Here is a 26,160-nt window from a genome sequence, read left to right as displayed (position 1 = left end):
GCTGCGCCGCGTCCGCTACGCCGGCCGTTGCAGCACCATCAGCGAGCGGTCGACGAGCCACAGCGTGTCCCCCGCCTTGACCCGCGCCCCCGTCCCCGGGGCGGGCAGCCGGGGCTGCGCGGTGTCGACCACGACCTGCCACTCCTGGCCGTGGCCGGCGGGCACGGTGAACTCCAGCGGTTCGAAGTGCGCGTTGAACATCAGCAGGAAGGAGTCGTCGACGATCCGCCCGCCGCGCCGGTCCGGCTCGGAGATCGCGTGGCCGTTGAGGAAGACGGTCAGCGACTTGGCGTAGCTGGCACCCCAGTTGCGCTTGGTCATCTCCGCCCCGGTCGGGGTGAACCAGGCGATGTCGGTGAGGTCGTCGAACCCGCCGGAGGCGGACACCGGCCGGCCGTGGAAGAACCGCCGCCGCCGGAACACCGGGTGGTCGCGGCGCAGCCAGATCATCCCCTGGGTGAACTCCAGCAGCCGCGCCGGCGCCCCGTCGCCCTCCGGCCAGTGCACCCAGGCGAGTTCGTTGTCCTGGCAGTAGGCGTTGTTGTTGCCCAGCTGGGTGCGGCCCAGCTCGTCGCCGTGCGAGAGCATCGGCACGCCCTGGGAGAGCATCAGGGTGGCGATGAAGTTGCGCTGCTGGCGGGCCCGCAGTTCCTCGACGGCCGGGTCGTCGGCGGGGCCCTCGACGCCGCAGTTCCAGGAGCGGTTGAAGGATTCGCCGTCGCGGTTGTCCTCGCCGTTGGCCTGGTTGCGCTTCTCGTTGTAGGAGACCAGGTCGCGCAGCGTGAAGCCATCGTGGCAGGTGACGAAGTTGATGGAGGCGATCGGGCGGCGGCCGTCGTCCTGGTAGAGGTCGGAGGAGCCGGTGAGCCGGGAGCCGAACTCGGCGAGGGTGGCGTTCTCGCCGCGCCACAGGTCGCGCACGGTGTCCCGGTACATGCCGTTCCACTCGGTCCACAGCGGCGGGAAGTTGCCGACCTGGTAGCCGCCCTCGCCGAGGTCCCACGGCTCGGCGATCAGCTTGGCCTGGGAGACCACCGGGTCCTGCTGGACCAGGTCGAAGAACGAGGAGAGCCGGTCCACCTCGTGGAACTGACGGGCGAGGGTGGCGGCGAGGTCGAATCTGAAGCCGTCGACGCGCATCTCGGTGACCCAGTAGCGCAGCGAGTCCATGATCAGCTGGAGCACGTGCGGGCTGCGCATCAGCAGGCTGTTGCCGGTGCCGGTGGTGTCCTCGTAGAAGCGCTGGTCCTGGGCGAGGCGGTAGTAGGAGACGTTGTCCAGGCCGCGCAGCGACAGCGTCGGGCCCAGGTGGTTGCCCTCGGCGGTGTGGTTGTAGACGACGTCCAGGATCACCTCGATGCCGGCCGCGTGCAGTGCCTTGACCATCGACTTGAACTCCTGCACCTGCTGGCCGCGGTCGCCGGTGGAGGAGTAGGAGGAGTGCGGGGCGAAGAAGCCGACGGTGTTGTAGCCCCAGTAGTTGGCGAGGCCGAGGTCGCGCAGCCGGTGGTCGCGGACGAACTGGTGGACCGGCATCAGCTCGATCGCGGTGACGCCGAGCTTGGCCAGGTGTTCGATCACCGCCGGGTGGGCCAGGCCGGCGTAGGTGCCGCGGATCTCCTCGGGGATGCCCGGGTGCAGCCGGGTGAGGCCCTTGACGTGGGCCTCGTAGATGACGGTGCGGTGGTAGTCGGTGCGCGGCGGCCGGTCGGTGCCCCAGTCGAAGTAGGGGTTGATCACCACCGAGTGCATGGTGTGCGGGGCGGAGTCGAGGTCGTTGCGGCGCTCGGGCGCGCCGAAGTGGTAGCCGTAGACGGACTCGTCCCAGTCGATGTGCCCGCTCATCGCCTTGGCGTACGGGTCCAGGAGCAGCTTGGCGCTGTTGTGCCGCTGGCCCAGGCCGGGGTTGTACGGGCCGTGCACGCGGAAGCCGTAGCGCTGGCCGGGCTGGACGCCCGGGAGGTAGGCGTGCCGGACGAAGGCGTCCGTCTCGCGCAGTTCGACGGCGGTCTCGGAGCCGTTCTCGTCGAGCAGGCACAGCTCGATGCGGTCGGCGCCCTCGGAGAACACGGCGAAGTTGGTGCCGGCCCCGTCGTAGGTGGCGCCGAGCGGGTAGGGCGTACCGGGCCAGACCTGCATGACTCCTCAACTTCCTTACTGCATATGGAAACTGACAGGTAGTCCGACAATCGGTCCGATCATGTGCCCGGACCCGGACGCTCTCTTCCCGGCCGGGCGGCCGGGCATGTGCGCTGTTCGCGTGCCGTGACGCACGGCACAGCCCGCATGATTCCGGAGCCCTTCCCCGGCGGCCGGGAGAACCGGCCAGGGTTGGTCCGAACGAGTGTCCGGCGGGCATTCGTGTGAAGAGTGGTGCGGGTGGGGCGGGGCCGCCGGGGCCACCGGTGCGGGCCTCAGGCCCCGCGCTGCGGGGCGCGGCCGTCGACGATCCGGCTGCGGTCGGCTCGCGACGGGCAGTACCCTTGATCGTCCGGCCGCCCGGCCTTACGGACTCTCGACAGCCCGTCAACGGTCCCCGCACCCGCGGGGGTCGGCCGCAGCAAGCAGATGAGGTGGCGCATGGTGTTCCCCGCCGGCGGCCGTGGCTCCGGCCCCGACGGCCCCGACCGGGGCGCGGCCCGCGCCGAGGCCCCCACGGTGGTCATGCGCCCCGCCATGACCGGCCGCGCGCTGGTGCCCGCCCAGAGCGGACCGGTCGAGATACCGGCGCTGGCCTGGTCCGCCGCCGAGTGGGAGGACGCCTACCAGCGGGTCCGGCTGTCCGGCCGCGCCTACGTCTGGCTCAACCTCGTCGAGCAGCGGCTGCGCTCCCTCGTCGACGAGGTGCTGCACCCGATCTACGCCCCCGCGCACGGCGAGGACTGGGTCACCGCCGCCGCCGGACCGGCCGGCGAGGAGTGGGCGCACCGCGCCGGGGCCGTGCGCGAGGTCAGCCGCCGCAAGGGCTACCTGCTCGACCCCGCCGACGACGACCCGCTGGTCTTCCTGACCCTCCCCCAGCTGCGCGAGCTGATGGTCCAGCACTGGCCCTGCTTCGAGCCCTACCTGGCCGACCGGCGCGAGATCGAACTCGCGCTGGACGAACTGGAAGTGGCCCGCCACGTGGTCTCCCGCAACCGGGTGCTCACCCAGACCGTCCTGGCGCAGACCGAGCGCGCCGCCGCCCGGCTGCTGGCCGTCCTGGACGGCGGCGCGGGCGGAGTGCCCGCCGACGTGGTCGAGTCCCTGGTGGCCGGCCGCTACGCCGACGTGGTCGCGGTGCACGCCGACCGGGTGCGGCTGCAGCGCGACCTGCCGGTCGAGGACCTGCTGGACGGCGCCCGGCGGCTGGACGCGCTCGGCATCGGCCTCGGCATGCTCTGCCAGAACTACACCGGCAAGCGCCTGGTGCGACTGGCCGGGGAGGGCTGCCGGGTGCGGCTGCTCTTCCTCAACCCGGCGAGCAGCGCGGTGCGCCGACGGGAACGCGAACTCGGCCTCGGGCGGAACGAGTTGTCGCGCTCGATCGAGATGAACATCATGCACGTGCGGCGGGTCAGGGCCCGGCTGCGGGACCAGGGCGGCTTCGAGATCCGGGTCTTCGACGAGACCCCGCGCTTCACCGCCTACCTGGTCGAGGGCCCCCGGGCCGGCGGCCCGGCGGGCGGCCGCCGGCAGGGCCGCGACCTCGGCGTCGTCCAGCCCTACCTGCGCCGCGCCCGCGGCATGGAGTCCCCGGCCCTGGTGCTGCGCGGCGGCGCCGGCCAGCAGCCCGGCGGCACCGAACCCGGGCTGCTGGAGGTCTACCGCGAGGAGTTCGAAGGGATCTGGGCGGACTCCCGGCCGGTGTCCTGAGCCGCGCGGCCCGGAAACCCCCTGGTCGCGGGGTGGCCCGGCTGCCAGACTGCGGGCCGTGAACAGCCTTCCCGCCTGGACCCTGGTACCCGCCGCGTCGGACGACCTCGCACGCATCACCGACCTCAAGGACCAGGTCATGCGCGCCGACCTGGAACGCCTCGGCCGCTGGGACCCGGACCGGTCCCGACGGCGGGTGGCGGACGCCTTCTCCACCAGGTGGACGTCCGTGCTGCTGGTCGAGGGCGCCTTCGCGGGCTCCGTCACCGTCCGCCCCGACGGGAGGGGCGGACGCCACCTGGAACTGTTCTACCTCGCCCCGCACCTGCAGGGCCGCGGCCTCGGCACCGCCGTGCTGCGCCGCCTCCTCGCCGACGCCGACGCCGCTCGGGAACCGGTGCGCCTGACCGTCCTGCGGGGCAGCGCCGCCCGACGGTTCTACGAGCGGCACGGCTTCACGGTCGTCGACGAGGACCCGGTCGACGTCCACCTGTACCGCCCGGCCCCCGGACCAGGCCCCGCGACCACCCCGGACCGGGCCCGCACCCGCCTCCAGGAGCAGTCCGACCTGTGGAGCACCGGTGCCGCCACCGGCCGCACGGTGATCGACGCGGCCTGCGAGGCCCTGGTCGCCGGGCTCGACGGCCCGGCCCTGCGCGAACTGGCCGCCTGCTCCTACGGCGAGGCCTTCACCGACCTGGACGACCTGCTGCCGCCCGCGCTGGCCGAACAGGGCCTGGTCTTCCACCCCCACGGCAGCCGCTCCGCCGACGGGGCCGCGCTGCGGGCGCTCGCCGCGCGGTTCCTGGACGGGAAGATGACGGCCCGGGAGCTGACCCGCCTGGTCCACCAGTGCTTCGGGCACGAGCTGGACGAGGCCGATCCGCTCTCCTGTCTCGACGACGAGTACGACATCCTGGCGTACGGCCCGCGCTCCCGGGAGGAAGTGGACGCCGACGTCCTCGCCGAGGCCCGCCGACTGGTCGGCGCACCGTAGGCCCGCCGGGCCCTGCCGGAGGGGCCCTGCCCGGTCGCCCCCGAGGCCTCCCGAGGCCGCCACCCGGCCGCCCCCGACCGTCCTGCGCATGCGGAACGTCCGCCCGCCGGACGGGGGAGCGGGCGACCCGTGGGCCGGGTTGTCGGTGGGGCGGGTGATGATAGGGGCTGTTTCGAGCCGTAGGACGGAAGGACACACCTGATGAGCTGGTGGCAGCAGCCACTGGTCGGCTTCGACCTGGAGACCACGGGCACCGACCCGGCCGTGGACCGCATCGTCACGGCCGCGCTCGTGGACACGGTCGGGGCCGCCCGGGCGGGCGCCGCGCACTGGCTGCTCGACCCCGGGGTGCCGATACCCGCCGAGGCGGAGGCGATCCACGGGATCGGGGACGAGGTGGCGCGGAGCAAGGGGCGGCCGGCCGAGGAGGCGGTGGAGGAGATAGCCGCGGCGCTGTGCGAGCGGATCGCCGCCGGCCGGCCGGTGGTGGCGTTCAACGCGCCGTTCGACCTGTCGCTGCTCGACGCCGAGCTGCGGCGGTACGGGCTGGCGACGCTCGCGGAGCGCCTGGGCGGGCCGGTCGGGCCGGTGCTCGACGCGCTGGTGATCGACCGCGCCGTGGACAAGTACCGCAAGGGCTCGCGCACCCTGCAGCGGGTCTGCCACGTGTACGGGGTGGAGCTGACGGACGCGCACGAGGCGGGCAGCGACGCGCTGGCCGCCGTCCGGGTCGCGGTCGCCCTGGCCGAGCGCTACCCGGCCGAGGTGGGGGAGGTCGCGCCCGCCGAACTGCACCGGCGGCAGATCGGCTGGTACCGGACGTGGGCGGAGGGCCTGCAGGCCTGGCTGCGCCGCGGCAAGGACCCGCAGGCGGTGGTCGACCCGCGCTGGCCCGCCCGTTAGGTCCGGACAGGGCCGGTCCCGTCCGGCGTCGAGGGCCCGGCAGGCCCGGAAAGCCCAGCCGGACAGGCCCGGCCGTTCCCGGCATACTGCCCGGGTGACGGTACGCCTCGCCCGCCCTGCGGACCTGCCCGGCTTCCTCGCCCTCGCCGCCGAGGTCGAGCACTGGTTCGGCCCGATGGTCGCCGAACCCGGCTTCCACCGCGCGGTCGTCCGCAGTGCCGACCGGGGCCTGGCCACCGTGGTCGAGGACGACCGGGGGCTGCTCGGAGGCCTGCTCTTCGGGACCGACCGGGCCCGGCCCGCGCGGCACCACCTGCACTGGCTGGTCGTCGCCGGACGCGCCCGGGGAACCGGCGTCGGCCGGGAACTGGTCACGGACGCGCTGCGCCGCCACGTCCGGGCCCCGGCCGTCGTCGAGGTGGTCACCTTCGGCGCGGACCACCCGGGTGCGGTGGCGAGCGGCGCCCGGGTCTTCTACGAACGGCTGGGCTTCACCCAGGCCGAGGCCGCCGACCCGGGCCCGGAGGGCGGCTCCCGGCAGGTCTACCGGCTCGACCTGGCCTGAGGGGTTACTGCAGGTCCAGGCCGACCGGGTGCCCGAGGTCCACCGGGCAGACGAAGACGTGCAGTTCCGCGAACCGCCCGACGGACACGTCCGGGTCCAGGCTGCTGTCCACGGTGAGCAGGTGGACCATCCGGGCGCCGCAGCCGCAGTCGACCGGGACCAGGTCGGTGGAATGCCAGGACGGCCAGCCGCCGAGCTTCCAGCCCTCTGCGCAGGACAGCGCGCGGTGGTACTCCAGGCCGTACCGCTGCGCGAACTCCTCGGCGGCGTCGTGGAGTTCTGTGGGCAGCTCGTCCTGGTCCGGCAGGTCCACGATCTGCTCGGGGCGCACCGCGCACGGGGTCGGCAGGTACCGCTCGTCGCTGCGCCGGGGTGCCGGGGGGACGGTCGGGGCGAGGTCGGTGCCACGCTGCCAGTGGAGTTCGACGTTCGGGCCGTAGTAGTGGCGCGTGTTCGGGAGGTCCCGGTGGTCGTTGGGGCACCAGAGCACCTGCAGCCGGTCGGTTCCCTCCGGCCAGGGCAGGTGCGGGGCGTCCTCGGCACGCAGGTGCGCGAGGGGCACCAGGGCACACCCGGCGGCGGGCTGTTCGGGGACCGTCCGGTGGGTGCGCCAGTCGGTCAGGTCCAGGCTGCCGCCGTCCATGATGCGGCGCCGCTCCGCGGCCTCGTCGGCGGTGAGGACGTGCGGGTCGCCGCCGGCCCGGGCACGCTCGCGCAGTGCCCGGTCGATGCCCTCCCAGACGGCGCGGTCGGCCGCGGGGACCTCCCGGTACTCGTCGACCAGGTGCCCCGCGGTGCAGTGCGGCCAGGGCTCGCCGGCCGGCCACAGCGCCGGGCCGCCGATCCGGCTCGCCTGCGGGTCGGGCGTCGCGGCGTACGGGTGGAGCAGCGTGGCGGGCCGCAGGTACGGGGCCAGGCCCGGTACGGCGGCGACGAGTTCGGTGGGGGTGGGGCCGGTCATGGCAGCCACCCTACGGTCATCCCCGGCCGTCGAGCAGGGCGGCTTTGGCGCGCTCGAACTCGGTCGCGTCGAGGGAGCCTTCGCGGTGGAGCGCGGCCAGGCGTTCCAGTTCGGCGGTCAGCGGCGGTCGGGCGTCCCGCGGGGGAGCGGTGTCGGGCCGCGGGGCCCCGACGGCGGCGGTGGCCGGGTCGCGGGGGTCGTAGCGGACGGCGATCCGGCTGCCGGCGCGGGGAGCGTCGTGGACGGGGTAGGTCCCGGTGTGCCTGCGGGTGTGCCCGGTGCCGTCGGGCGTCAAGTACCGGACGGTGAGCCGGAGTTCGACCTTGTGGTCCTCGGCGGGGCGCAGCGTCTCGGTCGCCGTGACGGTGCCGACGGTGCTGACGCCGTGCGCTTCCAGGCGCCGCGCGGTGGCCAGGGCGGCGAGGTAGGCGCGGCGTTGCCGAGCGAGCCGCGGCCGGGCCAGGACGGCGGCGGGCGCCGCGACGGCGAGGGCGAGTGCGGCGGTGGCGAGCAGCCAGGGGTGGGTGCGGCCCCCGGTTCGGGCGGCGCCGAGCAGGGCGACGGCCAGGGAGACGAGCAGCACCGGGGCGAGTGGCAGCCGCCGGGGCGATCCGGGCGTCGCGCGGCCCGTGCCGAGGGCCGTGCCGACCGTGCCGAGGACGGCGGCGAGGATTCCGCCGAGGAGCTGGACGACGGTGATCGGGCCGCCGTGGCAGGGCGGGACCTCGCAGTCGTCGGGGCCGCCGATCAGGACGACGGCGGTGGACAGCAGCCATCCGGCGCCCGCGCAGAGCAGCCCGCTGCAGGCGGTGGCGAGCGTCCGGCCGAAGCCCATCCGCAGTTCCCGGAGGGCGAGTCGATCGCCCGTGGGCCCGTCCGTCGTCATGGCCGGATGCTAGGGCGGAGTCCGGGTGCGCAGCGCGGCCGCCCGCTGCTCAGGGGGTGAACGGCGGGCGAACAGAGGGCAGTTCTCGGCCGGACAGGGTTCAGCCTGCGGGGAAGTCGAAGGTGTACCCCTGGGCGATCAGCCAGGGCAGCAGCTGCTTGAGCGCGGCCACGGTCTGGCTGCGGTCGCCGCCGCCGTCGTGCATGAGGATCACGCCGCCCGGCCTGAGCTGGTTCTGCACGGTGGAGACGATGGCGGGAACGCCGGGGCGGGACCAGTCGCGCGGGTCGACGGACCAGCCGAGCGAGGACATCCCGAGGCCCGCGGTGATGTGCTCGTTGTCGGCGTTGAAGCCGCCGCCCGGGGCGCGGAACCAGGTGACCCGGGTGCCGGGGCCGCCGGCCTGGACGATCATGTCGCGGGCCGCGGTGATCTCGTACGCGGCCTTGTCGTGCGGGAGCTTCGCGAACGGCTGCGGGTGGTGGACGCTGTGGTCGCAGAGCCGGTGTCCGGCGGCCAGGACGCGCTTGACCGTGGCCGGGTCGGCGGCGGCGTTCTGGCCGATCTCGCAGAACGTGGCCTTGACGTGGTACTGGGCGAGCAGGTCGAGGATCTGCCCGGTCGCGGGGCCGGGGCCGTCGTCGAAGGTGAGCGCGACGGTGCGGCCGCCGGAGGCGGTGGAGCCGATCACCGTGCCCGCGCGGGGGTGCTCGGGCGGTGCGGCGGGCCCGGCGGGCGCGGTGGACGCGACGGGGGAGCCGGCTATGGGGGCCGCGGCCGGTGGTGCGTCGGGGGTGGTGGCCGGCGCGGCCGGGGAGGAGGAACGGGCCGGTCCGGGCGTGCGGGGCTTCGCGGGGGCGGCCGGCGCAGCCGACGAGGAGGCCCCGGGGGCGGGCGGGATCCCGTCGGAGCCGGGCGTCGGGGCGATGGTGGCCGCGGCCGTGCCGGGCTGGGCGGCGGCCGGCGGCCGGGTGGCGATCGGGGAGCGGGCGGTGCTGCCGCCCGACGGCTGCAGCGCCCCGCTGGCGGTGCCGCACGCGGTCAGTCCCAGGAGGCCGGCCACCGCGACGCAGCCCGCGATCAGCCTGTGCCGGGAGCGGGACGGGCGGGTCGTGGGCAAGGGGTGTCGGGCGGTCCTGTGCATGGTGGCGGCTCCTGAGGTGCGAGTTCGGTGCCGATCCCTCGGGTCAGGATGACTGTCCGGTAGGACGCCCACCGTACGTGCCCCGGTTGCCCGCCGGACCCCTCCCTTTCAGGACTCTTCTCACACCCGCCCCGGTTGGCGTCCGGCCGCGGACCGGGGTATCGCCCGGCCGTCAGAACGGGTACCAGCGCACCTCGGTGGCGCCGTCCCGCAGGGAGTCGACCCGCCGCCGGAACTCCGCCAGGGCGGCCGGGTTGCTCGCCGCCTGCTGCGCCACCCAGGAGGCGCTGGCGGTCTCCCGGGCGCCGCGCAGCACGGTGAAGCCGGGCCAGTCGCGGACGTCCCAGCCGTACGCCGCGGTGAACGCGTCGTACTCCTCGCCGGGCACGCCGTAGCGGTCGTGGGCGAGCGCGAGGACCACCAGGTCGTGTTCGCGCAGGTCGTCGGCGACGAATTCGAGGTCGAGCAGCACCGGCCCGTCCGGGCCGACGTGGACGTTGCGCGGCAGCGCGTCGCCGTGGATCACGCCGGGGCCCAGCCGCGGCGCGAGGCCGGGCAGGGCGGCTTCGAAGGCGTCCCGGCGCTCGCGCAGGAACGCGACGTCCGCGGGGTCGACGTGGCCCTCGGCGGAGGCCAGCCAGCGTTCCACCGGGGCGAGCAGGTCGCGCCGGCCGAGCGGGACGGGCGGCACCGGCAGCCGGTGCAGGGCGCGCAGCAGCGGGGCGAGGTCGACCGGGCGGGCGGGGCGGACGGCGGGCGGGAGCCGGTGCCAGAGGGTGACCGGGTGCCCGTCGGCGAGCTGTGGCTCGGGCGCCACCGCGTCGTACGGGCGCACCACCGGGACGCCCTGCCCGGCCAGCCAGTGGGCGACGGCCAGTTCGCGGTGCGCCCGCTCGGACAGCTCGGGGCCGCGGCCGACCTTGGCGACGACGGCCGGGTCGCCGAGGTCGAAGACGGCGTTCTCGCCGAGCGCGAGCAGCCGGGCGTCGTCGGGGCCGGGCAGGCCGGCGGACTCGCAGGCGCGGGCGAGCAGCAGCCGGGCGCGGCCCTCGTCGAAGGGGGGCATGACGGGGCTCCGTTCCGGCGGTGTCCGCCCGGGGGCCCGGGCGGTGATCATCATGACGCACGGACGCCGGGCTCCGCGGGTGGCGGGGCCCGGCGTGACCGGTGTCACCGGTGGGGGCTCAGACCGTGACCTTCCGGTGCCGGGCGGTGCCGTCCGCGGGGCCCGCGGGCCGTCCGGGGCCGGCGGTCGCGGTGGCGGGCGGCGGGACGGACCCGCCGTGCGACAGGTCCGGCAGCCGGTTCAGCCAGCGCGGCAGGTACCAGTTGCGGTCGCCGAGCAGGCTCATCACCGCGGGCAGCAGCACCGCGCGGATCACCGTGGCGTCGATCAGCACGGCGACCGCCAGGCCCACGCCCATCTGCTTCATCGCCTGCATGGACAGGGTGCCGAAGACCGCGAACACCGCGACCATGATCACCGCGGCGCTGGTGACCACCCCGGCCGTGGAGCGGATGCCGTGGGCGACGGCCTCCCGGGTCGGCAGTCCGCGGTCGTGGCCCTCCTTGATCCGGGAGACCACGAAGACGTGGTAGTCCATCGAGAGCCCGAAGAGGATCACGAAGAGGAACAGCGGCACCCAGGACTCCACCGCGCCGACCCCGGCGGTGCCCAGCAACGAGGCGCCCACGCCGTGCTGGAAGACCAGCGTCAGCACCCCGTACGCGGCGCCCACCGAGAGCAGGTTGAGCACCACGGCGGTGCCGGCCACGACCGGTGAGCGGAAGGACGTGAGCATCAGCAGGAAGGCGAAGGCGACCACGAAGCCGAAGACCAGCGGCATCGCGCCGGTCATCTTGGCGTTGAAGTCGTACGAACCGGCGGTGCGCCCGGTGACCGGGGCCTCGGTGCCGGGCACCGTGAGGACGGTCGAGGGCACCAGGTCCTCGCGCAGGGACTTCAGCGCGTCGTTGCTGGTGGCGTCGTTGCCGGTGCCGTTGAGCGGGATGTCGACGGTGGCGACGTTCCGGTCGGCGTGCACGGTGACCTCGACCGGGCCGTGCATCCGTCCGCCGGCCAGCGCCTTCGCCTTGAGGTCGGCGATCGCGGCGGTCATCGCGGGGGAGTCGATGTCGGCGGCCTTGATGACGACGGTGGCCGGGGCCGGGCTGCCGGGGAACGCGGCCTCGATCTTCTGCGAGGCGGTGACCAGCGGGTTTCCCGCGGGCAGCTGCTGCTGGAAGGTGAGGTTGGCGGTGCGCATGGTGAGCAGCGGTGCGGCCAGGGCGAGCAGGAAGGCCCCGGCGAGCAGGGTGGAGGCCAGCGGGCGGCGCAGCACCGGGGTCAGCACGGCGTTCCAGAACCGTCCGCCGGTCCGCGCGGCGTCCGGGCGGCGGAGCCCGGCGAGGAGGGGCACCCGGCCCCGGTCGACCCGGTCGCCGAGCATCGACAGCAGTGCGGGCAGCACGGTCAGCGAGCCGAGCACGGCGGTGACCACGACCAGGATGGTGGCGAAGGCCATCGCCCGGAAGTCGGCGATCCCGGTGAGGAACATGCCGGCCATGGCGACCACCACGGTCACGCCGGAGACCAGCACGGCCCGGCCGCTGGTGGCGGCGGCGACGGTCAGCGCGGTGTGCGCGTCGTGCCCGGCGGCCCGCTCCTCGCGCTCGCGGCGCAGGTAGAAGAGGCAGTAGTCGACGCCGACGGCGAGGCCGACCAGCAGCATCACCGAGCCGGCGTCGTTGCTGGTGTGCAGCAGGCCGCTGCTGAGCGCGACCAGCCCGGACGCCGCGACGAAGGCGGTCAGGGCGAGCACCACCGGCAGGACGGCGGCGACCAGCGCGCCGAAGGCGATCAGCAGGATGCCGAGGGCGAGCGGCACGGCCGTCCACTCGGCGCGCGAGAAGTCGTTCTTGAACTGGTCCTGGATCCACCTGTCGGAGCTGGCGTCGCCGAGCTCGACCACGGTCAGGCCGGGGTTGCGGGTCTGCACGCCGGCCACCGCGTCCATCACGGAGGTGACGTTCTCGACGGCCTGCTCCCGGTCGCCCTTGAGCGTGACCAGGACGAGCGCGGAGTGGCCGTCGGGGGAGACCGCCTTGGTGTCGTACGGCGAGCGGACCTCGGCGGCCTTGCCGGTGCCGTCGACGGCGGTGACCACCTGGCCGACGGCGGCACGGAAGTCGGGGTCGTCGGCGCTGCGGGTGGCGCTCTGGACGAGGACGGTCTCGCTCGCCGGACTCTTCAGGCCGGCCTCGTCGAGGATCTTCGCGGCCCGGGAGACCTGTCCGGGCATCGACTCGGCGTCGGTCACCTGTGTGCTGCCGTGCATGCCGCCGAGCGCGGCGGCCAGCACGACGAAGAGCAGCCAGCCGAAGACGGCGGTCTTCCGGTGCCGGGCGCTCCAGACGCCCATCGCGGCAGCCACGCCGAGTCTGGCCTTGCCGGGTGCGGGCGGTACGGGCTTCACGGGAGGTCCCCCCTGGGAGTGCGGCGGTCGTCGCCGGACGGGAGCGGCGGCGGCTGCCGTGGTCACCGGTGCCGCCTGCCGCTGCGCGCCGGGTGCGGATCCGGCGTCCCAACAGACAGTAGGGAAGCGGGGGTTGGTGGGTAATCCGGCTGGCGGGTGACGCTGCCCTGGGGCTGGCCTCGGGGGCGGGGTGGGGTTATCCCTACCCTCCGACCCCGAGAACTCCTCCTCGGGGGTAGGGGACCCGACTCCACCCTGAGGGGGAGATGACTCCACCCGGAGCACGAGGTCAAGGGGGTCGGGCCCGGGGGAAACTGGGTCGGGGCCGTTTCGGGGGGCCCTTGTACGGGGGGTTGGAATACGGGGGCTCCTTGCCGGGCGGCAAGCAAGTGCTCGTAAGATGATGCCCCACACCACTTACCTGCCGACCGGCAAGGGCGTGTCGCCGACACGTCCGGGCCGGTCCTGCCGTCGCCCAGCGTCCCGTCCCCCAAGGGCTGCGGTGAACCATGCCCAGGAGGCATCGAGCATGTTCCACCGACTAGGACACTTCGTCGTTCGCCGTGCGTGGTGGGTGATCCTCGCCTGGGTCGTCGCGATGCTCGCCATCGTCGCGTCGGCCCCGAAGGTCACCTCCCAGACGGACGAGTCCGCGTTCCTGCCCAAGCACTACGAGTCCATCCAGGCGGCGCAGCTCCAGGAGCAGGCCTTCCCGTCGAGCTTCACCCCCGCCGCACTGCTGCTCTTCGAGCGCAACGACGGCCAGGCGCTGAACGACGCCGACCAGGCCTCGATGGACAAGGTCGTCAACGGCCTGACCGCCGCGAACATCCCCGCGGTCGAGAAGATCCTGCCGGTCGACCCCAAGACGTCGAAGTCCAAGGACGGCAAGTACGCGCTGTCCATGGTCGCCATCGACAAGACCAAGATGCAGACCGAGGAGTACCCCGACGCGGCCAAGAAGCTGCGTGAGGAGGGCTCCAAGCTCGCCGACGGCAGCGGCCTGAAGTTCCAGGTCGGCGGTCAGGCCGCCAGTTCCCTGGACCAGAAGGACGCCTCCGGCGCCACCGACGCCATCGTGATGCTCGGCAGCCTGCTGCTGGTCATCCTGATCGTCGGCATCATCTTCCGGAGCGTCCTGGCCGGCCTGCTGCCGGTCCTGCTCTCGCTGGTCATCGCGATGCCGGTGGCCAACGGCCTGATCGCCGACGCGATCAAGATGTTCGACCTGAAGTCCTCGCCGATGACCTCCGCGATCCTGATCATCGTGGTCCTCGGCGTCGGCACGGACTACTTCCTCTTCCTCGCCTTCCGCTACCGCGAGCGGCTGCGCCTGGGCGAGGACCGCAAGACGGCCGTGGCCAACGCCGTCGGCCGGGTCGGCGAGGCGATCGCCTCCGCCGCCGGTGCCGTCGCCGTCGCCTTCGCCGTGCTGATCCTCTCCAGCCTGGGCATGTTCACCGCGCTCGGCCCGGCGCTGGCCATCGCGGTCATCGCGACCGCCCTGGTCTCGCTGACCCTGGCCCCGGCCGTGCTCGCCGTCCTCCCGTCCAAGGCCGTGTTCTGGCCCGGCAAGAAGTGGATGCAGGAGCCGAAGAACGCCCGCTTCGCCGCGCTCGGCCGGATGACCGGCAAGAAGCCCGGCCTGGTCGCCCTGGTCTCCGGCGGCATCCTGCTGGTGCTCACCCTGGCCGGCGTCAACTACAACGGCACCTACGACCTGGCGGGCAGCTCCATGCCCAAGGGCAAGGAGTCGATGGTCGTCCAGGACAAGCTGATGACCGCGTTCTCGGCCGGCGCCGCCGACCCGAGCCACGTCTACCTGACCAGCACCAACGGCGCCAAGCTCGGCGAATCCGCGATCAAGGACTTCGCCGACAAGCTCCAGGGCGTCCCCGGAGTGGCCTCCGTCGTCACGCCGAGCACCGAGAACAAGGCGATCAGCGCCGACGGCACCACCGGTGACTTCACCGTGATGCTCAACGACGCGCCGGCCTCCAACAAGGCCATCGACACCATCGAGAAGGTCCGCGACACCGCCCACGCCTCGGCCCCGGCCGACACCAAGACGCTGGTCGGCGGCATCACCTCGGTGTACAAGGACATCAACACCGCGATGGTGCACGACTACACGCTGGTCTTCCCGATCGCGGCCCTGATCATCATGCTCATCCTGGGCCTGCAGCTGCGCAGCGTGGTCGCGCCGTGGTACCTGATGGCCTCGGTCGGCCTCGGCTTCGGCGGCACCCTCGGTGCCACCACCCTGGTGTTCCAGAACATCAAGGGCGAGCAGGGCCTGATGTTCATGCTGCCGATCTTCATCTACCTCTTCGTGGTGGCGATCGGCACCGACTACAACATCCTGATCATCTCCCGCCTCCGCGAGGAGGCCCGCGAGGGCCGCAACCCGCGCGAGGCGGCCAGCGAGGCCATCAAGCACGGCGGCCCGACCGTCGCGGCGGCCGGCTTCATCCTGGCGGCCTCGTTCGCGACCTTCATGCTCGCGGGCAACGTCCTCTTCATGGAGCTCGGCTTCTCGCTGGCCTTCGGCATCGTGCTGGCGGCCTTCGTGATGGCGATGTTCTTCACCCCGGCCCTGACCGCGCTGCTCGGCCACCGCGCCTGGTGGCCCGGCCACGCCGACAGCCCCGGCCACGGCCACGGCGAGGGGCCGGCCCCGCTGGCGGGCGCGCACGGCGTGCCGGAGCCGGCCGGACGGCACTGACGCGGCGCCGGTCCGGGCCCGCCCGGGGGTGACCCCGGACGACCCGGACCGGCCCGGTCCACAGGCGGCGCCCCGCTCCGGCGGGGCGCCGCGTCCCCTTGTTCCGAGGGCGTCAAACGTGATCTGTTCGGCGGAAAATCCCCGGTCGCGCGGGGTGTCGCCGTGCTACAGTCGAGGCAGTTGCAGTTTTGGTTCCCATGAACGTGTATGTGCGCCTGCTGGTTCCAACCAACAGGCGCATTTGTTTTGTCCGGTGTTTCAGTCTCCGGATGGGGATCGCGGCTACTTGGGGATTCACGAGGTGTGGATCCCTGATGCCCCAGTTTTAGAGGAGACGGTTATGGCTACCGGCACCGTGAAGTGGTTCAACAGCGAAAAGGGCTTCGGCTTCATCGAGCAGGACGGCGGCGGCGCCGACGTGTTCGCCCACTACTCGAACATCCAGGCTCAGGGCTTCCGTGAGCTGTTCGAGGGCCAGAAGGTCGAGTTCGACGTCACGCAGGGCCAGAAGGGCCCGCAGGCCGAGAACATCCAGATCATCGGCTGACGTCAGCCCACGCTGACTCGCGAAGATCGCGAAGCGGGGCCCGCACCGCACGGTGCGGGCCCCTGTTCATGCCGCCGTACGGCCGGGGCGGCGGACTCACCCCCGACGGCCGACACGGCCCGCGACCAGCGGGCTGCCGACCGACGGACGGAGATCCCGTGACCACCCCTGCCCGCCCGCCCCGCGACCGCGGCGCCCGCACCACCGACCAGTCCCGCCGCACCGCCGCCGGCGGCGGCGACCGCTCGCGCAAGCCGCGCGGCCGCTCCGGCGCCCCCAAGCAGACCCGGACCGCCGCACCCGAGGCCGCCGACTTCACCGTCGTCCAGGGCACCCCGCCGCGCCCCCCGGCGGCCACCTTCGCCGAGCTGGACCTGCCCAAGGCGATCCTCTCCGCGCTCGGCCGCGAAGGCGTCACCGAGCCGTTCCCGATCCAGGCCGCCACGCTGCCCGACTCGATCGCCGGGCGCGACGTGCTCGGCCGCGGCCGCACCGGCTCCGGCAAGACCCTGGCCTTCGGCCTGCCGCTGCTCGCCCGCACCGCCGGCAGCCGCGCCGTCGCCCGGCACCCGCTGGCGCTCGTCCTGGTGCCCACCCGCGAGCTGGCCCAGCAGGTCACCGAGGCGCTCACCCCGTACGCGACCGCCGTCAACCTGCGGATCACCACCGTCGTCGGCGGCATGTCGATCAACCGGCAGGCCAGCGCGGTGCGCCGCGGCACCGAGGTCCTGGTCGCCACCCCGGGCCGGCTGGACGACCTGATCGGGCGCGGTGACGTCAACCTCTCCGACGTGGCGATCACCGTCCTGGACGAGGCCGACCAGATGGCCGACATGGGCTTCCTGCCGCAGGTCAGCAAGCTGCTGGAGCAGGTCGCCGAGGGCGGGCAGCGGATGCTGTTCTCCGCCACCCTGGACCGCAACGTCGACCGGCTGGTCAAGCGCTTCCTGACCGACCCGGTGACCCACTCGGTCGACCCGTCGGCCGGCGCGGTGACCACCATGGACCACCACGTCCTCCAGCTCGACCAGACCGACAAGGCCTCCGCCACCGCGCACATCGCCTCCCGCGACGGCCGCGTGATCATGTTCGTGCACACCAAGCACGGCGCCGACCGGCTGGCCAAGCAGCTGCTCGCCAACGGCGTGAAGGCCGCAGCCCTGCACGGCGGCAAGTCCCAGCCGCAGCGCAACCGGGTCCTCGACCAGTTCCGCGAGGGCCACGTCACCGCGTTGATCGCCACCAACGTCGCCGCCCGCGGCATCCACATCGACGGCCTGGACCTCGTGGTCAACGTCGACCCGCCGATCGACCACAAGGACTACCTGCACCGCGGCGGCCGCACCGCCCGGGCCGGCGAGTCCGGCACGGTCGTCACCCTCGTGCTGCCCGAGCAGCGCCGCGAGGTCAACCGGCTGATGACGGTCGCCGGCATCCGCCCGACCGTCACCAAGATCCGCCCCGGCGACGCCGACCTGACCCGGATCACCGGCGCCCGCACGCCCAGCGGCGTCCCGGTCACCCTGGCGGTGCCGGTGGCCCAGGCCGCCGCGGCCGGTCCGGCGGACGAGACGGCCGGCGGGCGCGCCGGGGCCAAGAACGGCGGCCAGCGCCGCCGCCCCGGCAAGCGCTCCGGACTGCCCACCGACGTCGACATGAACGGCAACCCGCGCCGCCCCCGCCCCAAGCAGCGGACGGGCGCCGCCACCCAGGGCGACCGCCCGCAGGCGGCCGGCTTCATCGGCCGCTCCTCCGGGCGCTCCAAGCCCGGCAGCGGCGCCAAGTCCGGCTCCAACTACGGGACCGGGCGCCAGCGCCGCACGTTCGACTGACGTCCGGAACCGAACGGCCCGGCGCCCTCTCACCACGAGGGGGCGCCGGGCCGTTCGGCGTTCCGGGGGCTGCGTACCCGGGTCTTCCGGGGGTCTTCCGGGGCCGGGGGTGTTCCGAGGAGCGAGGGCCGGAGCCGGAGCCGGAGCCGGGGGCCGCGGGAAAATGCCGTTCGGCGGGACCGCGCAGCTCAGCGCCCCGGACACCGGCAGAACCCGCCCAACTGCCGGTTGACGGCGAACCGTTCAGCCACGAAGCTCTCACGCATCCCACACACCTGCCGCACCGTCACCGCGGTGCGACCGGGCGTGGGCCGACGTGATTCGCCGACCGGAAGGACGACCCTCCCCATGCGCCGCACCTCCGCACTGCTGACCACCGCCCTGCTCGCCGGAGCCGCCGCCCTGGTGGCCCCCGCGACCTCCGCCCAGGCCGCCCCCGCCTGCTCCGCCTACGCGGCCGGCTTCAACGCCATGGGCACCTGTACCGGCCTCGACCCGATGCAGACCTGGTCCGTCACCGCCAACTGCCTCTACTGGAACACCGACCACACGATGCAGTTCTCCCGCCCCGCGTTCGGCGGGCTGGGGATCGGCGACGGCACCGTCTCCGCGTCCTGCGGCTTCGGCGACACGATCATGTTCCCGCGCGTCATGCTCGGCGCCGTGCCGCCGGCCGGCCCGACCGGCCAGATCACCGGCTACGCGAGCAAGTGCGTCGACGTGAAGGGCGCGAACTTCGGCAACGGGACCCCGGTCCAGATCTACGACTGCAACGGCACCTGGGCCCAGAAGTGGCGGATCGGCGTCGACGGTACGATCCGCGCCATCGGCAAGTGCCTGGACGTCTCGGGTGGCAACACCGGCAACGGGACCAAGGTCCAGATCTACGACTGCAACGGCACCGGCGCCCAGCAGTGGCAGGCCCGCCCGGACGGCTCGCTGCTCAACCCGCAGTCCGGCCGCTGCCTGGACGACCTGGGCTTCTCCACCGCCAACGGCAACCAGCTCGGCATCTGGGACTGCAACGGCGCCGAGAACCAGAAGTGGAACCTCCCGGCCTGACGGCCGGTCCGGTCCGCCGCCCCGGCACCCCGCCGGGGCGGCGCACCCCGCGTCAGACCGCCACGGCGGCGGAGGCCGGCGCCAGCGCGCGCAACCGCTCCTCCGACTCGGCGTCGCGCGGGGCCATCACGATCAGCTGCAGGCCCTCGGCGGCCAGCAGCACGTGCTGGTCGATCCGTACCAGGCCCACCGCCTCGTGCCGGATCACCTTCTCGGTGCCGGAGCGCTCGGCGACCTGGTGCTCCTCCAGCCAGGCGTCCGCCTCCGGGTACTCGCCGCGGACCTGCTGGATCATCCGGGCCAGGTGGCGCCCCACGGCCGTCGCCTCACCGCCGCGCTCGGCGTAGGCGGAGCGCAGCTGCGCCAGGAAGCGGCGGGCGTGTGCCTCCCAGTGCTCGACCCGGGCCCGGTGCACGGGGTTGCCGAACACCACCCAGGCCAGGTTGCACTCCTCCGGCGGCCGCTCGGTCAGGCCGAACAGTGCGTCCGCGCCCGGGTTCCAGGCCCGGATGTCCCAGTTGGCGTCCATCACGAACGACGGCGCCGGCCACTGCGCGTGCATCAGCCGCAGCAGCGGGACCGGGACGTCCCCCGGCGCGGCCACCTCGCCGTCCCGGGGGTGGCTGCCGGCCAGCCGGAACAGGTACGCCGTCTCCGCCCGGTCCAGCCGCAGCGTCCGGGCGAGGCTGGCCAGCACCTCCGGCGACGGGTGGATGTCGCGGCCCTGCTCCAGCCACGTGTACCAGGTCACCCCCACGCCGGCGAGCAGCGCCAGCTCCTCCCGCCGCAGCCCCGGGGTGCGCCGCCGCACCCCCGGCGCCAGCCCGACGTCCTGCGGCGTCAGCCGCGCCCGGCGGGTGCGCAGGAAGCTCGACAGTGCCGTCCGGCGTTCCCCGGCGTCGTCGACGTCCACCACGTCCACCATGTCCCCCGTCCTCCCTGGTAGTCCGACTACCAGTACTCCCACGCACTGCTGCGGCCCGCCCGTCCGCGCGAGGCTTGATCACGTCAACGGATCGCACGCGCAAGGGAATCCCGATGAGCAACCGTCAGCACCGTACCCTCCGCCGCACCCTGGTCGCGGCCGCATTCGCCGCGCTGGTCGGCACGGCCGGCACGCTGCCCGCCGCGGCGGCCGCCGACTGCCCGGCCCCGGCCGTGATCACCGGCCACGCGCCGACCCTGGTGCCCGAGTCGGGCGTCTGGGACGCCTCCCACCACCGCTTCCTGCTCGGCTCGCTGCGGCACGGCACCGTTTCCGCCGTCGGCACCGACGGGAGCGTGCGCACCCTGGTGCAGGACCCCGCGCTGACCGAGATCGCCGGCCTGCGGATCGACCCCGTCCACCACCGCGTCCTGGTCACCGACCTCGACAACGGCGTCGGCGAGCGCAGCAGTGCCGCGACCTTCGGGAAGATCGCCGGGATCGGCGCCTACGACCTGGACACCGGCCGGCGGATCTTCCACACCGACCTCGCCGCCGTCGCCGCCGACGGCGGCAACCACCTGGCCAACGACATCGCGGTCGGCCCTGACGGCACCGCCTACGTCACCGACTCCTTCGCCCCCGTCGTCTACCGGGTGGCGCCGGACGGCACCGCCTCCGTGCTGCTGCGCGACCCGCGGCTGGCCCCCGCCCCGGGCTCGTACGGCCTCAACGGCATCGTCCTGCGCGAGGGCCGTCTGGTCGTCGGCAAGTGGGACGACGGCACGCTGTGGCAGGTCCCGCTGTGGAACCCGGCCGGGGTGCGCCGGGTCGAGGTGGCCGGCGGCGCGTCCCTGCTCCACCTGGACGGCCTGCTCGGCCGCCCGGACGGCTCCGTCGCGGGCGTCACCAACGCCCTCCTGGGCGCCGGCCGGGACGCCGAGGTCGAACTGCGCTCGGACGACCACTGGCGCACCGCCCGCCTCACCGCCGTCCGGCCCTCCGTCGACGCCACCCCCACCGCGCTCCTCGCCGGCCCGGCCGGCAGCCTCTACCAGCTCTCCGCCGGCCTCGCCGACGCCGTCGCGGGCCACCCGTCGGACGCCTTCACCCTGCGCCGGATCTGACCCGGCACCGCCCGGCACCGCACCGTCCGACGGCCCGGCCCCTCGCTCACACGGGGGCCGGGCCGTACGCGATCCGGCCGGATCGGCCGCGCGTCCGGCCTGCCGGGGTCCGTCCCGGACCGTGTCGTACACCAATCCTCCGTGGACGGAGCGGTGGCGTGATCTTCACCCCTGCCCGTTGACCGTGAACAGGCGGTGCCCGATGCTTTCGCGCGGCCCGCGCAAACGTCACACCGTCATCACCGGTGCTTCACATGCGGGCCGGCCGGTTCACCCTCTCCGGAAGGACTCTCCCCGTGCGTCGTACCGTCACCCTGTTCGCCACCGGCCTGCTCGCCGGAGCCGCCGCGCTCACCGCGCCGGCCGCCGGTGCCGCCGAGAGCACTGCCCGGAGCGCGGCGTCCACCACCGTCCCGGGCCCGGGCGGCGTCGGGAGCTGCACCGTCACCGACGCCAACCCGGCCCCCACCGGCACCTGTACGGGCATCGACCCGCAGCAGACCTGGCGCGTCGTGGTCGGCTGCTCGGGCTACGACTGGAACAACCACGTGCCCATCTACTCGGGTTGGGCCAGCAACTGGGTCACCGGCAACACCAGCGTCGCCGCGGGCTGCATGTACCCGCTGATGCCGGGCGCCGGCCAGATCGAGTTCGGTCCGGCGGTTCCGGCGGGTGCGGTCGGCCGGATCACCGGGATCGCGGGCAAGTGCCTGGACGTGCGCGGCGGCAGCACCGCGAACGGGACGCAGACGCAGATCTGGGACTGCCTCGGCAACGTCAACCAGACGTGGAAGGTCGGGGCCGACGGCACCGTGCGGGCGGTCGGCAACTGCCTGGACGTCGAAGGCGGGCGCACCGGCAACGGGACGCTGGTGCGGACGTGGGAGTGCAACGGAAGCGGTGCCCAGAAGTGGCAGGCCCGGGCCGACGGCTCGCTCGTCAACCCGCAGTCCGGCCGCTGCCTGGACGTCCGGGACGTCTCCAGCGCGAACGGCGCGGTCCTGCAGATCTGGGACTGCTTCGGCGCCACCGCCGCCAACCAGGTCTGGCACCTGCCCGCCTGATGCCCGCGGCAGCCCCGTCCACCGGATCACCCCCACCCCCGAGGAGCCCCGCCATGCGTCGTACCGTCACCCTGTTCGCCACCGGCCTGCTCGCCGGAGCCGCCGCGCTCACCGCACCCGCTGCCGGAGCCGCCGAGAGCACCACCCCGAACGCGCCGTCCGCCGGGGCCCAGGCCACCGGGAGCTGTTCCGTCGTCAGGAGCGGCAACGGTTACCTCGGCACCTGCACGGGCATCGACCCGCAGCAGACCTGGCGGCTCACGGTTTCCTGCCAGGGCTTCGACAGCAACGGGTTCCCCACCAGCATGGGTTCGAGCAGCAACTGGGTCACCGGTAACACCAGCGCCTCCGCGGGCTGCTTCTACCCGATGATGCCGTCCTACGGCTGGATCGTCACCGGCTCCCCCGTCCCGGCGGGCCCGGTCGGCCCGATCAGCGGCTACGCGAACAAGTGCGTGGACGTGCGCGGCGGCAACAGCGGCGCCGGCACCCCCGTCCAGATCTACGACTGCCTGGGCAACGCCGCCCAGACCTGGAAGGTCGGCACCGACGGCACCATCCGGGCCCTCGGCAAGTGCCTGGACGTCTCGGGCGGGAACACCGGCAACGCCACCCGGGTGCAGATCTACGACTGCAACGGCACCGGTGCCCAGCAGTGGCAGGCCCGTCCGGACGGCTCGCTGCTCAACCCGCAGTCCGGCCGCTGCCTGGACGACCTGGGCTACTCCACCACCAACGGCAACCAGCTCGGCATCTGGGACTGTAACGGTGCCGCCAACCAGAAGTGGAACCTCCCGGCCTGACCCACCCCCCCCACGGCGCGCGCGGCCCCCGCCGTGCGCGCCGTCGGTGCTTCAGCGCGCCGTCACCCGACGGAGTGGACGCAACCGGCTCGGTGCATTGCGTTTGCAACACGCTGAGGCTCGTGCATAGTGAGATCTACTGGAACGAGCGGTCCGCGGTCCGAGGAGCACATCGCCAGACACGGCGTGGACCCGGAGGAGGTCGAGGACGTCGTCTTCACCCGCCCTCACTGGTTCTCCGGCGGCCGGGCCGACACGATGCTCTGCTTCGGCGTGACGCGGGCAGGTCGTTACCTGTTGGTGGTTCTGGCGGACAGCACCACGGTGGCATCGGCGTGGTACTGCGCGACCGCGCGTGACATGACGGCTGTCGAACGGCGCCTGTTCCTCAAGCGGACGAGTTGAAGGTGGCAGATGACTGACAACGGTGCGGAGCTTGAAGCGATCGCCGAGTACTACGAGACGCACGAGCTGACCGAGGACGAGGTCATGAGCGCCGCGCCGGGCGAGCGGGCGACGGCGGACTCCGTGATGATCACCACCTCGCTGCGGCTGCCCAAGCCGGTGATGGACGAGGTGCGGCGGCGCGCGCGGGAACGGGGACTGAAGCCGACTGCCATCATGCGGGAGTGGATCGAGGCGGCCGTCGCCGACCTGGACGAACCGGTGCCGCTCAGCGTGATCACCGCCGCGGTCGCCGAGTACCAGCACCGCAAGGCGTCCTGACCGCTCAGGCGGTGAGCGCCGGGGCCGACCGCTCGGCGAGACGGGCCTCGTCGTGGCGCTCCAGCAGCAGGGCGGCCAGCTCCGGGGCGGCGCCCAGGACGTCGGCCAGGACGTCCGCCCCGTCGGCGGCCGCCGCGATGCGGTCCGGCAGGAGGCCGGGGGCCAGCAGGTACGGGGAGACGGCGGTGCGCTCGGCGCCGACGGCGCGCAGCGCGGCGAGGGCGTCGGGGACGCGCGGGCCGGCGGCGGAGGCGTAGGCGACCTCGACGGCGGCCCAGCCGCGGGTGCGCCGCCACTCGGCGGCGACCGCGCGGGTCGCGGCGTCGGCGGCCGGGTCGGAGGACCCGGCGGCGGCGAGCACGACGCCGGTACGGGCCCGGACCGCGGGGGAGGAGACGTCCAGGCCGGCCCCGGCGAGGCGGCGGTCCAGCGCCGCGAGCAGCAGCGGGGAGGGGCCGAGCACGTCCGCGACGGGCAGCCGGGAACCGGCGGCGCGCAGGGCGGCGGGGATGTCGTGCTTGGCGTGGAACGCCCGGTTGAGCAGCAGCGGGACGGCGACCGCGTCCGTCAGCCGTCCCACCACCTGCGGGATCCGCGGCGCGCAGTGGTCCAGGTAGGCGGTGGCGACCTCGACACCGGGCCGCCGGGCCCGCACCTCCTCGACGAGCGCGGCCACGGTCGCGGCGTGCCGCGGGTCGCGGCTGCCGTGGGCGATGAGGAGGAGGGCGGACATCAGCGGTGCCTCACTTGCCGGTGGCCAGCAGGCCGCGGTTGCGCAGCACCCGGCGCTCGACCGGGGTGAACACCAGCAGCTCGATGGCGATGCCGACGAACAGGATCAGGACGATGCCGAGCAGCACCCCGGACATGTCGGAGAACTCGCGCTGGTCCTCCAGGAACCGGCCCAGCCCGCGGCCCAGGTCGGGGGAGGAGGCGACCAGTTCGGCGGCCATCAGCGAGCGCCAGGAGAACGCCCAGCCCTGCTTGAGACCGGCCAGGTAACCGGGCAGCGCCGCCGGGATGAGCACGTGCCGGGCGCCCGCCAGGCCGGTCGCGCCGATGGTGCGCCCGGCCCGCAGGAACAGCGGCGGCACCTGGTCGATGCCGGCGACCAGCCCGTTGGCGATCGACGGGACGGCGCCCAGCAGGATCACCGCGTACATCATCGAGTCGTTGATGCCGAGCCAGATGACGGCGGCCGGCACCCAGGCCACCGAGGGCAGTGACTGCAGGCCCTGCAGCACCGGTCCGATCGCGGTGCGCACCGGCCGGACCCGGGCGACCACCAGCCCGATCGGGGTGCCGATCACCACGGCGAGCAGGAAGCCGGACAGGCCGCGCCAGACGCTGGTCCAGATGATCGAGAACAGCGTGCCCTGGTACCAGAGGTCCTGCGCGGAACGCCACACGTCCGCGGGGCTGGGCAGCTTGTACGAGGAGGTGACGTGCAGGCTGTACGCGCCCTGCCACAGCGCGAGCACCACGAGCACGCCGATCAGCGGCGGCAGCGCCTTGGTCCGCAGCGCCTCACCGAGCGAGCCGCGTTGCGCGGTGACGGAGTCGAGCGCGTCCAGGCCCGCACCGACGTCGGCACTGTCGCTCGTGCCCGTCCCGCCGGTGCGGGCCGCGTCGGTCTTGTCCAGGACGGGGGTGGTGTCAGTGCTGGCCATGGCGACGGATCTCCCCACGCAGTTCTTCGGTGATCTCTATGGACAGGTCGGCGACGCCCGCGGACTCGATGCGGCGCGGCTGCGGCAGGTCGATCCGCCACTCCCGGGCGACCCGGCCGGGGCGGGAGGAGAGCAGTACGACCCGCTGGGCCAGTCGCACGGCCTCGCGCACGTTGTGGGTGACGAAGAGGACGGACAGCTGCCGCTCGGCCCAGATCCGGGTGATCTCGTCGTGCAGCACGTCCCGGGTGATGGCGTCGAGCGCGGCGAACGGCTCGTCCATCAGCAGGACCTTGCTGCCCTGGGCGAGTGCCCGGGCCATCGCCACGCGCTGGCGCATGCCGCCGGACAGCTCGTGCACCCGCTTGCCGTACGAGCCCTTCAGGCGGACGAGTTCGAGCAGCCGCTCGGCCTCGGCGCGGCGCTCGGGGCGGGGCACACCGGCCAGCTTGAGGGCCAGTTCGATGTTCTTCCCGGCGGTGAGCCAGGGGAACAGCGCGTGCTCCTGGAACATCAGGGCGGGGCGGCCGCCGGGCACCTCGATGCTGCCGGCGGTCGGCTCGTCGAGGCCGGCGACCAGGTTGAGCAGGGTGGACTTGCCGCAGCCCGAGGCGCCGAGCAGGGTGACGAACTCGCCTGGCGCGACGTCGAGCGTGATGTCGTCCAGGACGTGGGTCTGCGCGCCGGGGCGGCCGAAGGACTTGTGCACGTGCGAGATCCGGACGGCGGGCGCGCCGCCGTGGGCGTCGGCGCCGGGGGCGTCCGCCGAGGTGGTCAGTGCCGAGGTCATCCGGGCACCTCCTGGTGAGTGGTCTGCGGGGCTGCGGGTCGGGGCCGGGGCCCGGGCCCCGCCCGTCCCGGTGGGCATCGATCGGGGATCGACCGGGAGGAC

23 protein-coding genes are annotated in these 26,160 nt (G+C 73.8%); 13 read left to right on the top strand and 10 right to left on the bottom strand.

Annotated features, from left to right (window positions below; genetic code table 11):
• Positions 1-15: 15 nt before the first annotated feature.
• A complete protein-coding gene (glgX, locus tag ACFV04_RS07930) occupies positions 16-2,139 on the bottom strand; it encodes a glycogen debranching protein GlgX (protein WP_380345545.1) in 2,124 nt (707 codons plus the stop codon).
• A 441-nt stretch (positions 2,140-2,580) separates the two neighbouring features.
• Between glgX and ACFV04_RS07925 the strand changes: the two genes are divergently transcribed.
• From ACFV04_RS07925 to ACFV04_RS07910, 4 genes are all read left to right on the top strand, one after another.
• Positions 2,581-3,855 carry an SAV2148 family HEPN domain-containing protein gene (locus tag ACFV04_RS07925; protein ID WP_380345544.1) on the top strand — a complete coding sequence of 425 codons (1,275 nt, stop codon included), beginning with the start codon at positions 2,581-2,583 and terminating at the stop codon, positions 3,853-3,855.
• 58 nt (positions 3,856-3,913) lie between these two features.
• Positions 3,914-4,852, top strand: coding sequence for a GNAT family N-acetyltransferase (locus ACFV04_RS07920; RefSeq protein WP_380527565.1), 939 nt, complete (start codon positions 3,914-3,916; stop codon positions 4,850-4,852).
• Between the two features lie 201 nt (positions 4,853-5,053).
• A complete protein-coding gene (locus ACFV04_RS07915; protein WP_380527563.1) occupies positions 5,054-5,755 on the top strand; it encodes an exonuclease domain-containing protein in 702 nt (233 codons plus the stop codon).
• Between the two features lie 94 nt (positions 5,756-5,849).
• Positions 5,850-6,320 (top strand): GNAT family N-acetyltransferase, encoded by a 471-nt coding sequence (locus tag ACFV04_RS07910; RefSeq protein WP_380527561.1) that lies wholly within the window; start codon positions 5,850-5,852, stop codon positions 6,318-6,320.
• Between the two features lie 4 nt (positions 6,321-6,324).
• On the opposite strand, the gene ACFV04_RS07905 is transcribed toward ACFV04_RS07910, so the two are convergent.
• The 5 genes from ACFV04_RS07905 to ACFV04_RS07885 all read right to left on the bottom strand — a co-directional run bounded on the left by ACFV04_RS07905 (position 6,325) and on the right by ACFV04_RS07885 (position 12,733).
• Positions 6,325-7,281 (bottom strand): hypothetical protein, encoded by a 957-nt coding sequence (locus tag ACFV04_RS07905; RefSeq protein WP_380345538.1) that lies wholly within the window; start codon positions 7,279-7,281, stop codon positions 6,325-6,327.
• A gap of 16 nt (positions 7,282-7,297) precedes the next feature.
• Complete coding sequence (locus ACFV04_RS07900; RefSeq protein ID WP_380527559.1) at positions 7,298-8,167, bottom strand: DUF3592 domain-containing protein; 870 nt, start codon at positions 8,165-8,167, stop codon at positions 7,298-7,300.
• Between the two features lie 100 nt (positions 8,168-8,267).
• Positions 8,268-9,311 carry a polysaccharide deacetylase family protein gene (locus ACFV04_RS07895; protein ID WP_380527558.1) on the bottom strand — a complete coding sequence of 348 codons (1,044 nt, stop codon included), beginning with the start codon at positions 9,309-9,311 and terminating at the stop codon, positions 8,268-8,270.
• Between the two features lie 172 nt (positions 9,312-9,483).
• On the bottom strand, positions 9,484-10,377 hold the full coding sequence (locus ACFV04_RS07890) for a phosphotransferase enzyme family protein (protein WP_380345532.1): 894 nt from the start codon (positions 10,375-10,377) through the stop codon (positions 9,484-9,486).
• 118 nt (positions 10,378-10,495) lie between these two features.
• The gene (locus tag ACFV04_RS07885; protein ID WP_380527624.1) at positions 10,496-12,733 is read right to left on the bottom strand and encodes an MMPL family transporter; all 2,238 of its coding nucleotides are present in this window, start codon (positions 12,731-12,733) and stop codon (positions 10,496-10,498) included.
• A 583-nt stretch (positions 12,734-13,316) separates the two neighbouring features.
• Between ACFV04_RS07885 and ACFV04_RS07880 the strand changes: the two genes are divergently transcribed.
• The 4 genes from ACFV04_RS07880 (at position 13,317) to ACFV04_RS07865 (ending at position 18,953) form a co-directional block, all read left to right on the top strand.
• Positions 13,317-15,512 carry an MMPL family transporter gene (locus tag ACFV04_RS07880; protein ID WP_380345530.1) on the top strand — a complete coding sequence of 732 codons (2,196 nt, stop codon included), beginning with the start codon at positions 13,317-13,319 and terminating at the stop codon, positions 15,510-15,512.
• Between the two features lie 340 nt (positions 15,513-15,852).
• Positions 15,853-16,059: a cold-shock protein gene (locus tag ACFV04_RS07875; protein WP_030060364.1), complete on the top strand. Its 207-nt coding sequence runs from the start codon at positions 15,853-15,855 to the stop codon at positions 16,057-16,059.
• Between the two features lie 68 nt (positions 16,060-16,127).
• Positions 16,128-17,891 (top strand): DEAD/DEAH box helicase, encoded by a 1,764-nt coding sequence (locus ACFV04_RS07870; RefSeq protein ID WP_380527556.1) that lies wholly within the window; start codon positions 16,128-16,130, stop codon positions 17,889-17,891.
• Positions 17,892-18,239: 348 nt separating this feature from the next.
• A complete protein-coding gene (locus ACFV04_RS07865) occupies positions 18,240-18,953 on the top strand; it encodes a ricin-type beta-trefoil lectin domain protein (protein WP_380345525.1) in 714 nt (237 codons plus the stop codon).
• A gap of 52 nt (positions 18,954-19,005) precedes the next feature.
• Here the strand turns inward: ACFV04_RS07865 and ACFV04_RS07860 are convergent, their stop codons facing one another.
• A complete protein-coding gene (locus ACFV04_RS07860) occupies positions 19,006-19,878 on the bottom strand; it encodes a helix-turn-helix transcriptional regulator (RefSeq protein ID WP_360264812.1) in 873 nt (290 codons plus the stop codon).
• A gap of 113 nt (positions 19,879-19,991) precedes the next feature.
• Here ACFV04_RS07860 and ACFV04_RS07855 point away from each other — a divergent pair, with 113 nt between their 5' ends.
• The 5 genes from ACFV04_RS07855 to ACFV04_RS07835 all read left to right on the top strand — a co-directional run bounded on the left by ACFV04_RS07855 (position 19,992) and on the right by ACFV04_RS07835 (position 23,598).
• Positions 19,992-21,005: a hypothetical protein gene (locus ACFV04_RS07855; protein ID WP_380527555.1), complete on the top strand. Its 1,014-nt coding sequence runs from the start codon at positions 19,992-19,994 to the stop codon at positions 21,003-21,005.
• A gap of 296 nt (positions 21,006-21,301) precedes the next feature.
• Positions 21,302-22,069: a ricin-type beta-trefoil lectin domain protein gene (locus ACFV04_RS07850; protein WP_380345521.1), complete on the top strand. Its 768-nt coding sequence runs from the start codon at positions 21,302-21,304 to the stop codon at positions 22,067-22,069.
• Between the two features lie 53 nt (positions 22,070-22,122).
• The gene (locus tag ACFV04_RS07845) at positions 22,123-22,872 is read left to right on the top strand and encodes a ricin-type beta-trefoil lectin domain protein (RefSeq protein WP_380527551.1); all 750 of its coding nucleotides are present in this window, start codon (positions 22,123-22,125) and stop codon (positions 22,870-22,872) included.
• A 186-nt stretch (positions 22,873-23,058) separates the two neighbouring features.
• Positions 23,059-23,277, top strand: a complete 219-nt coding sequence (locus tag ACFV04_RS07840) for a hypothetical protein (RefSeq protein ID WP_380345518.1) — start codon at positions 23,059-23,061, stop codon at positions 23,275-23,277.
• Between the two features lie 9 nt (positions 23,278-23,286).
• Positions 23,287-23,598, top strand: a complete 312-nt coding sequence (locus ACFV04_RS07835; protein ID WP_380527549.1) for a hypothetical protein — start codon at positions 23,287-23,289, stop codon at positions 23,596-23,598.
• Positions 23,599-23,602: 4 nt separating this feature from the next.
• Here the strand turns inward: ACFV04_RS07835 and ACFV04_RS07830 are convergent, their stop codons facing one another.
• From ACFV04_RS07830 to ACFV04_RS07820, 3 genes are read right to left on the bottom strand one after another with little or no spacing between them, the layout of a single operon-like run.
• The gene (locus tag ACFV04_RS07830; RefSeq protein ID WP_380527547.1) at positions 23,603-24,331 is read right to left on the bottom strand and encodes a sirohydrochlorin chelatase; all 729 of its coding nucleotides are present in this window, start codon (positions 24,329-24,331) and stop codon (positions 23,603-23,605) included.
• A gap of 10 nt (positions 24,332-24,341) precedes the next feature.
• The gene (locus tag ACFV04_RS07825) at positions 24,342-25,268 is read right to left on the bottom strand and encodes an ABC transporter permease (protein ID WP_360264828.1); all 927 of its coding nucleotides are present in this window, start codon (positions 25,266-25,268) and stop codon (positions 24,342-24,344) included.
• Positions 25,255-26,058, bottom strand: coding sequence for an ABC transporter ATP-binding protein (locus ACFV04_RS07820; RefSeq protein WP_360264831.1), 804 nt, complete (start codon positions 26,056-26,058; stop codon positions 25,255-25,257). The genes ACFV04_RS07825 and ACFV04_RS07820 overlap by 14 nt, the downstream gene beginning before the upstream one ends.
• Positions 26,059-26,160 lie beyond the last annotated feature (102 nt).

This window comes from Kitasatospora sp. NPDC059599 (assembly GCF_042735125.1).
Lineage (GTDB): Bacteria > Actinomycetota > Actinomycetes > Streptomycetales > Streptomycetaceae > Kitasatospora.
Note: the sequence above shows the minus strand (reverse complement) of the source record. Positions and strands in the feature narration are given on the sequence as shown.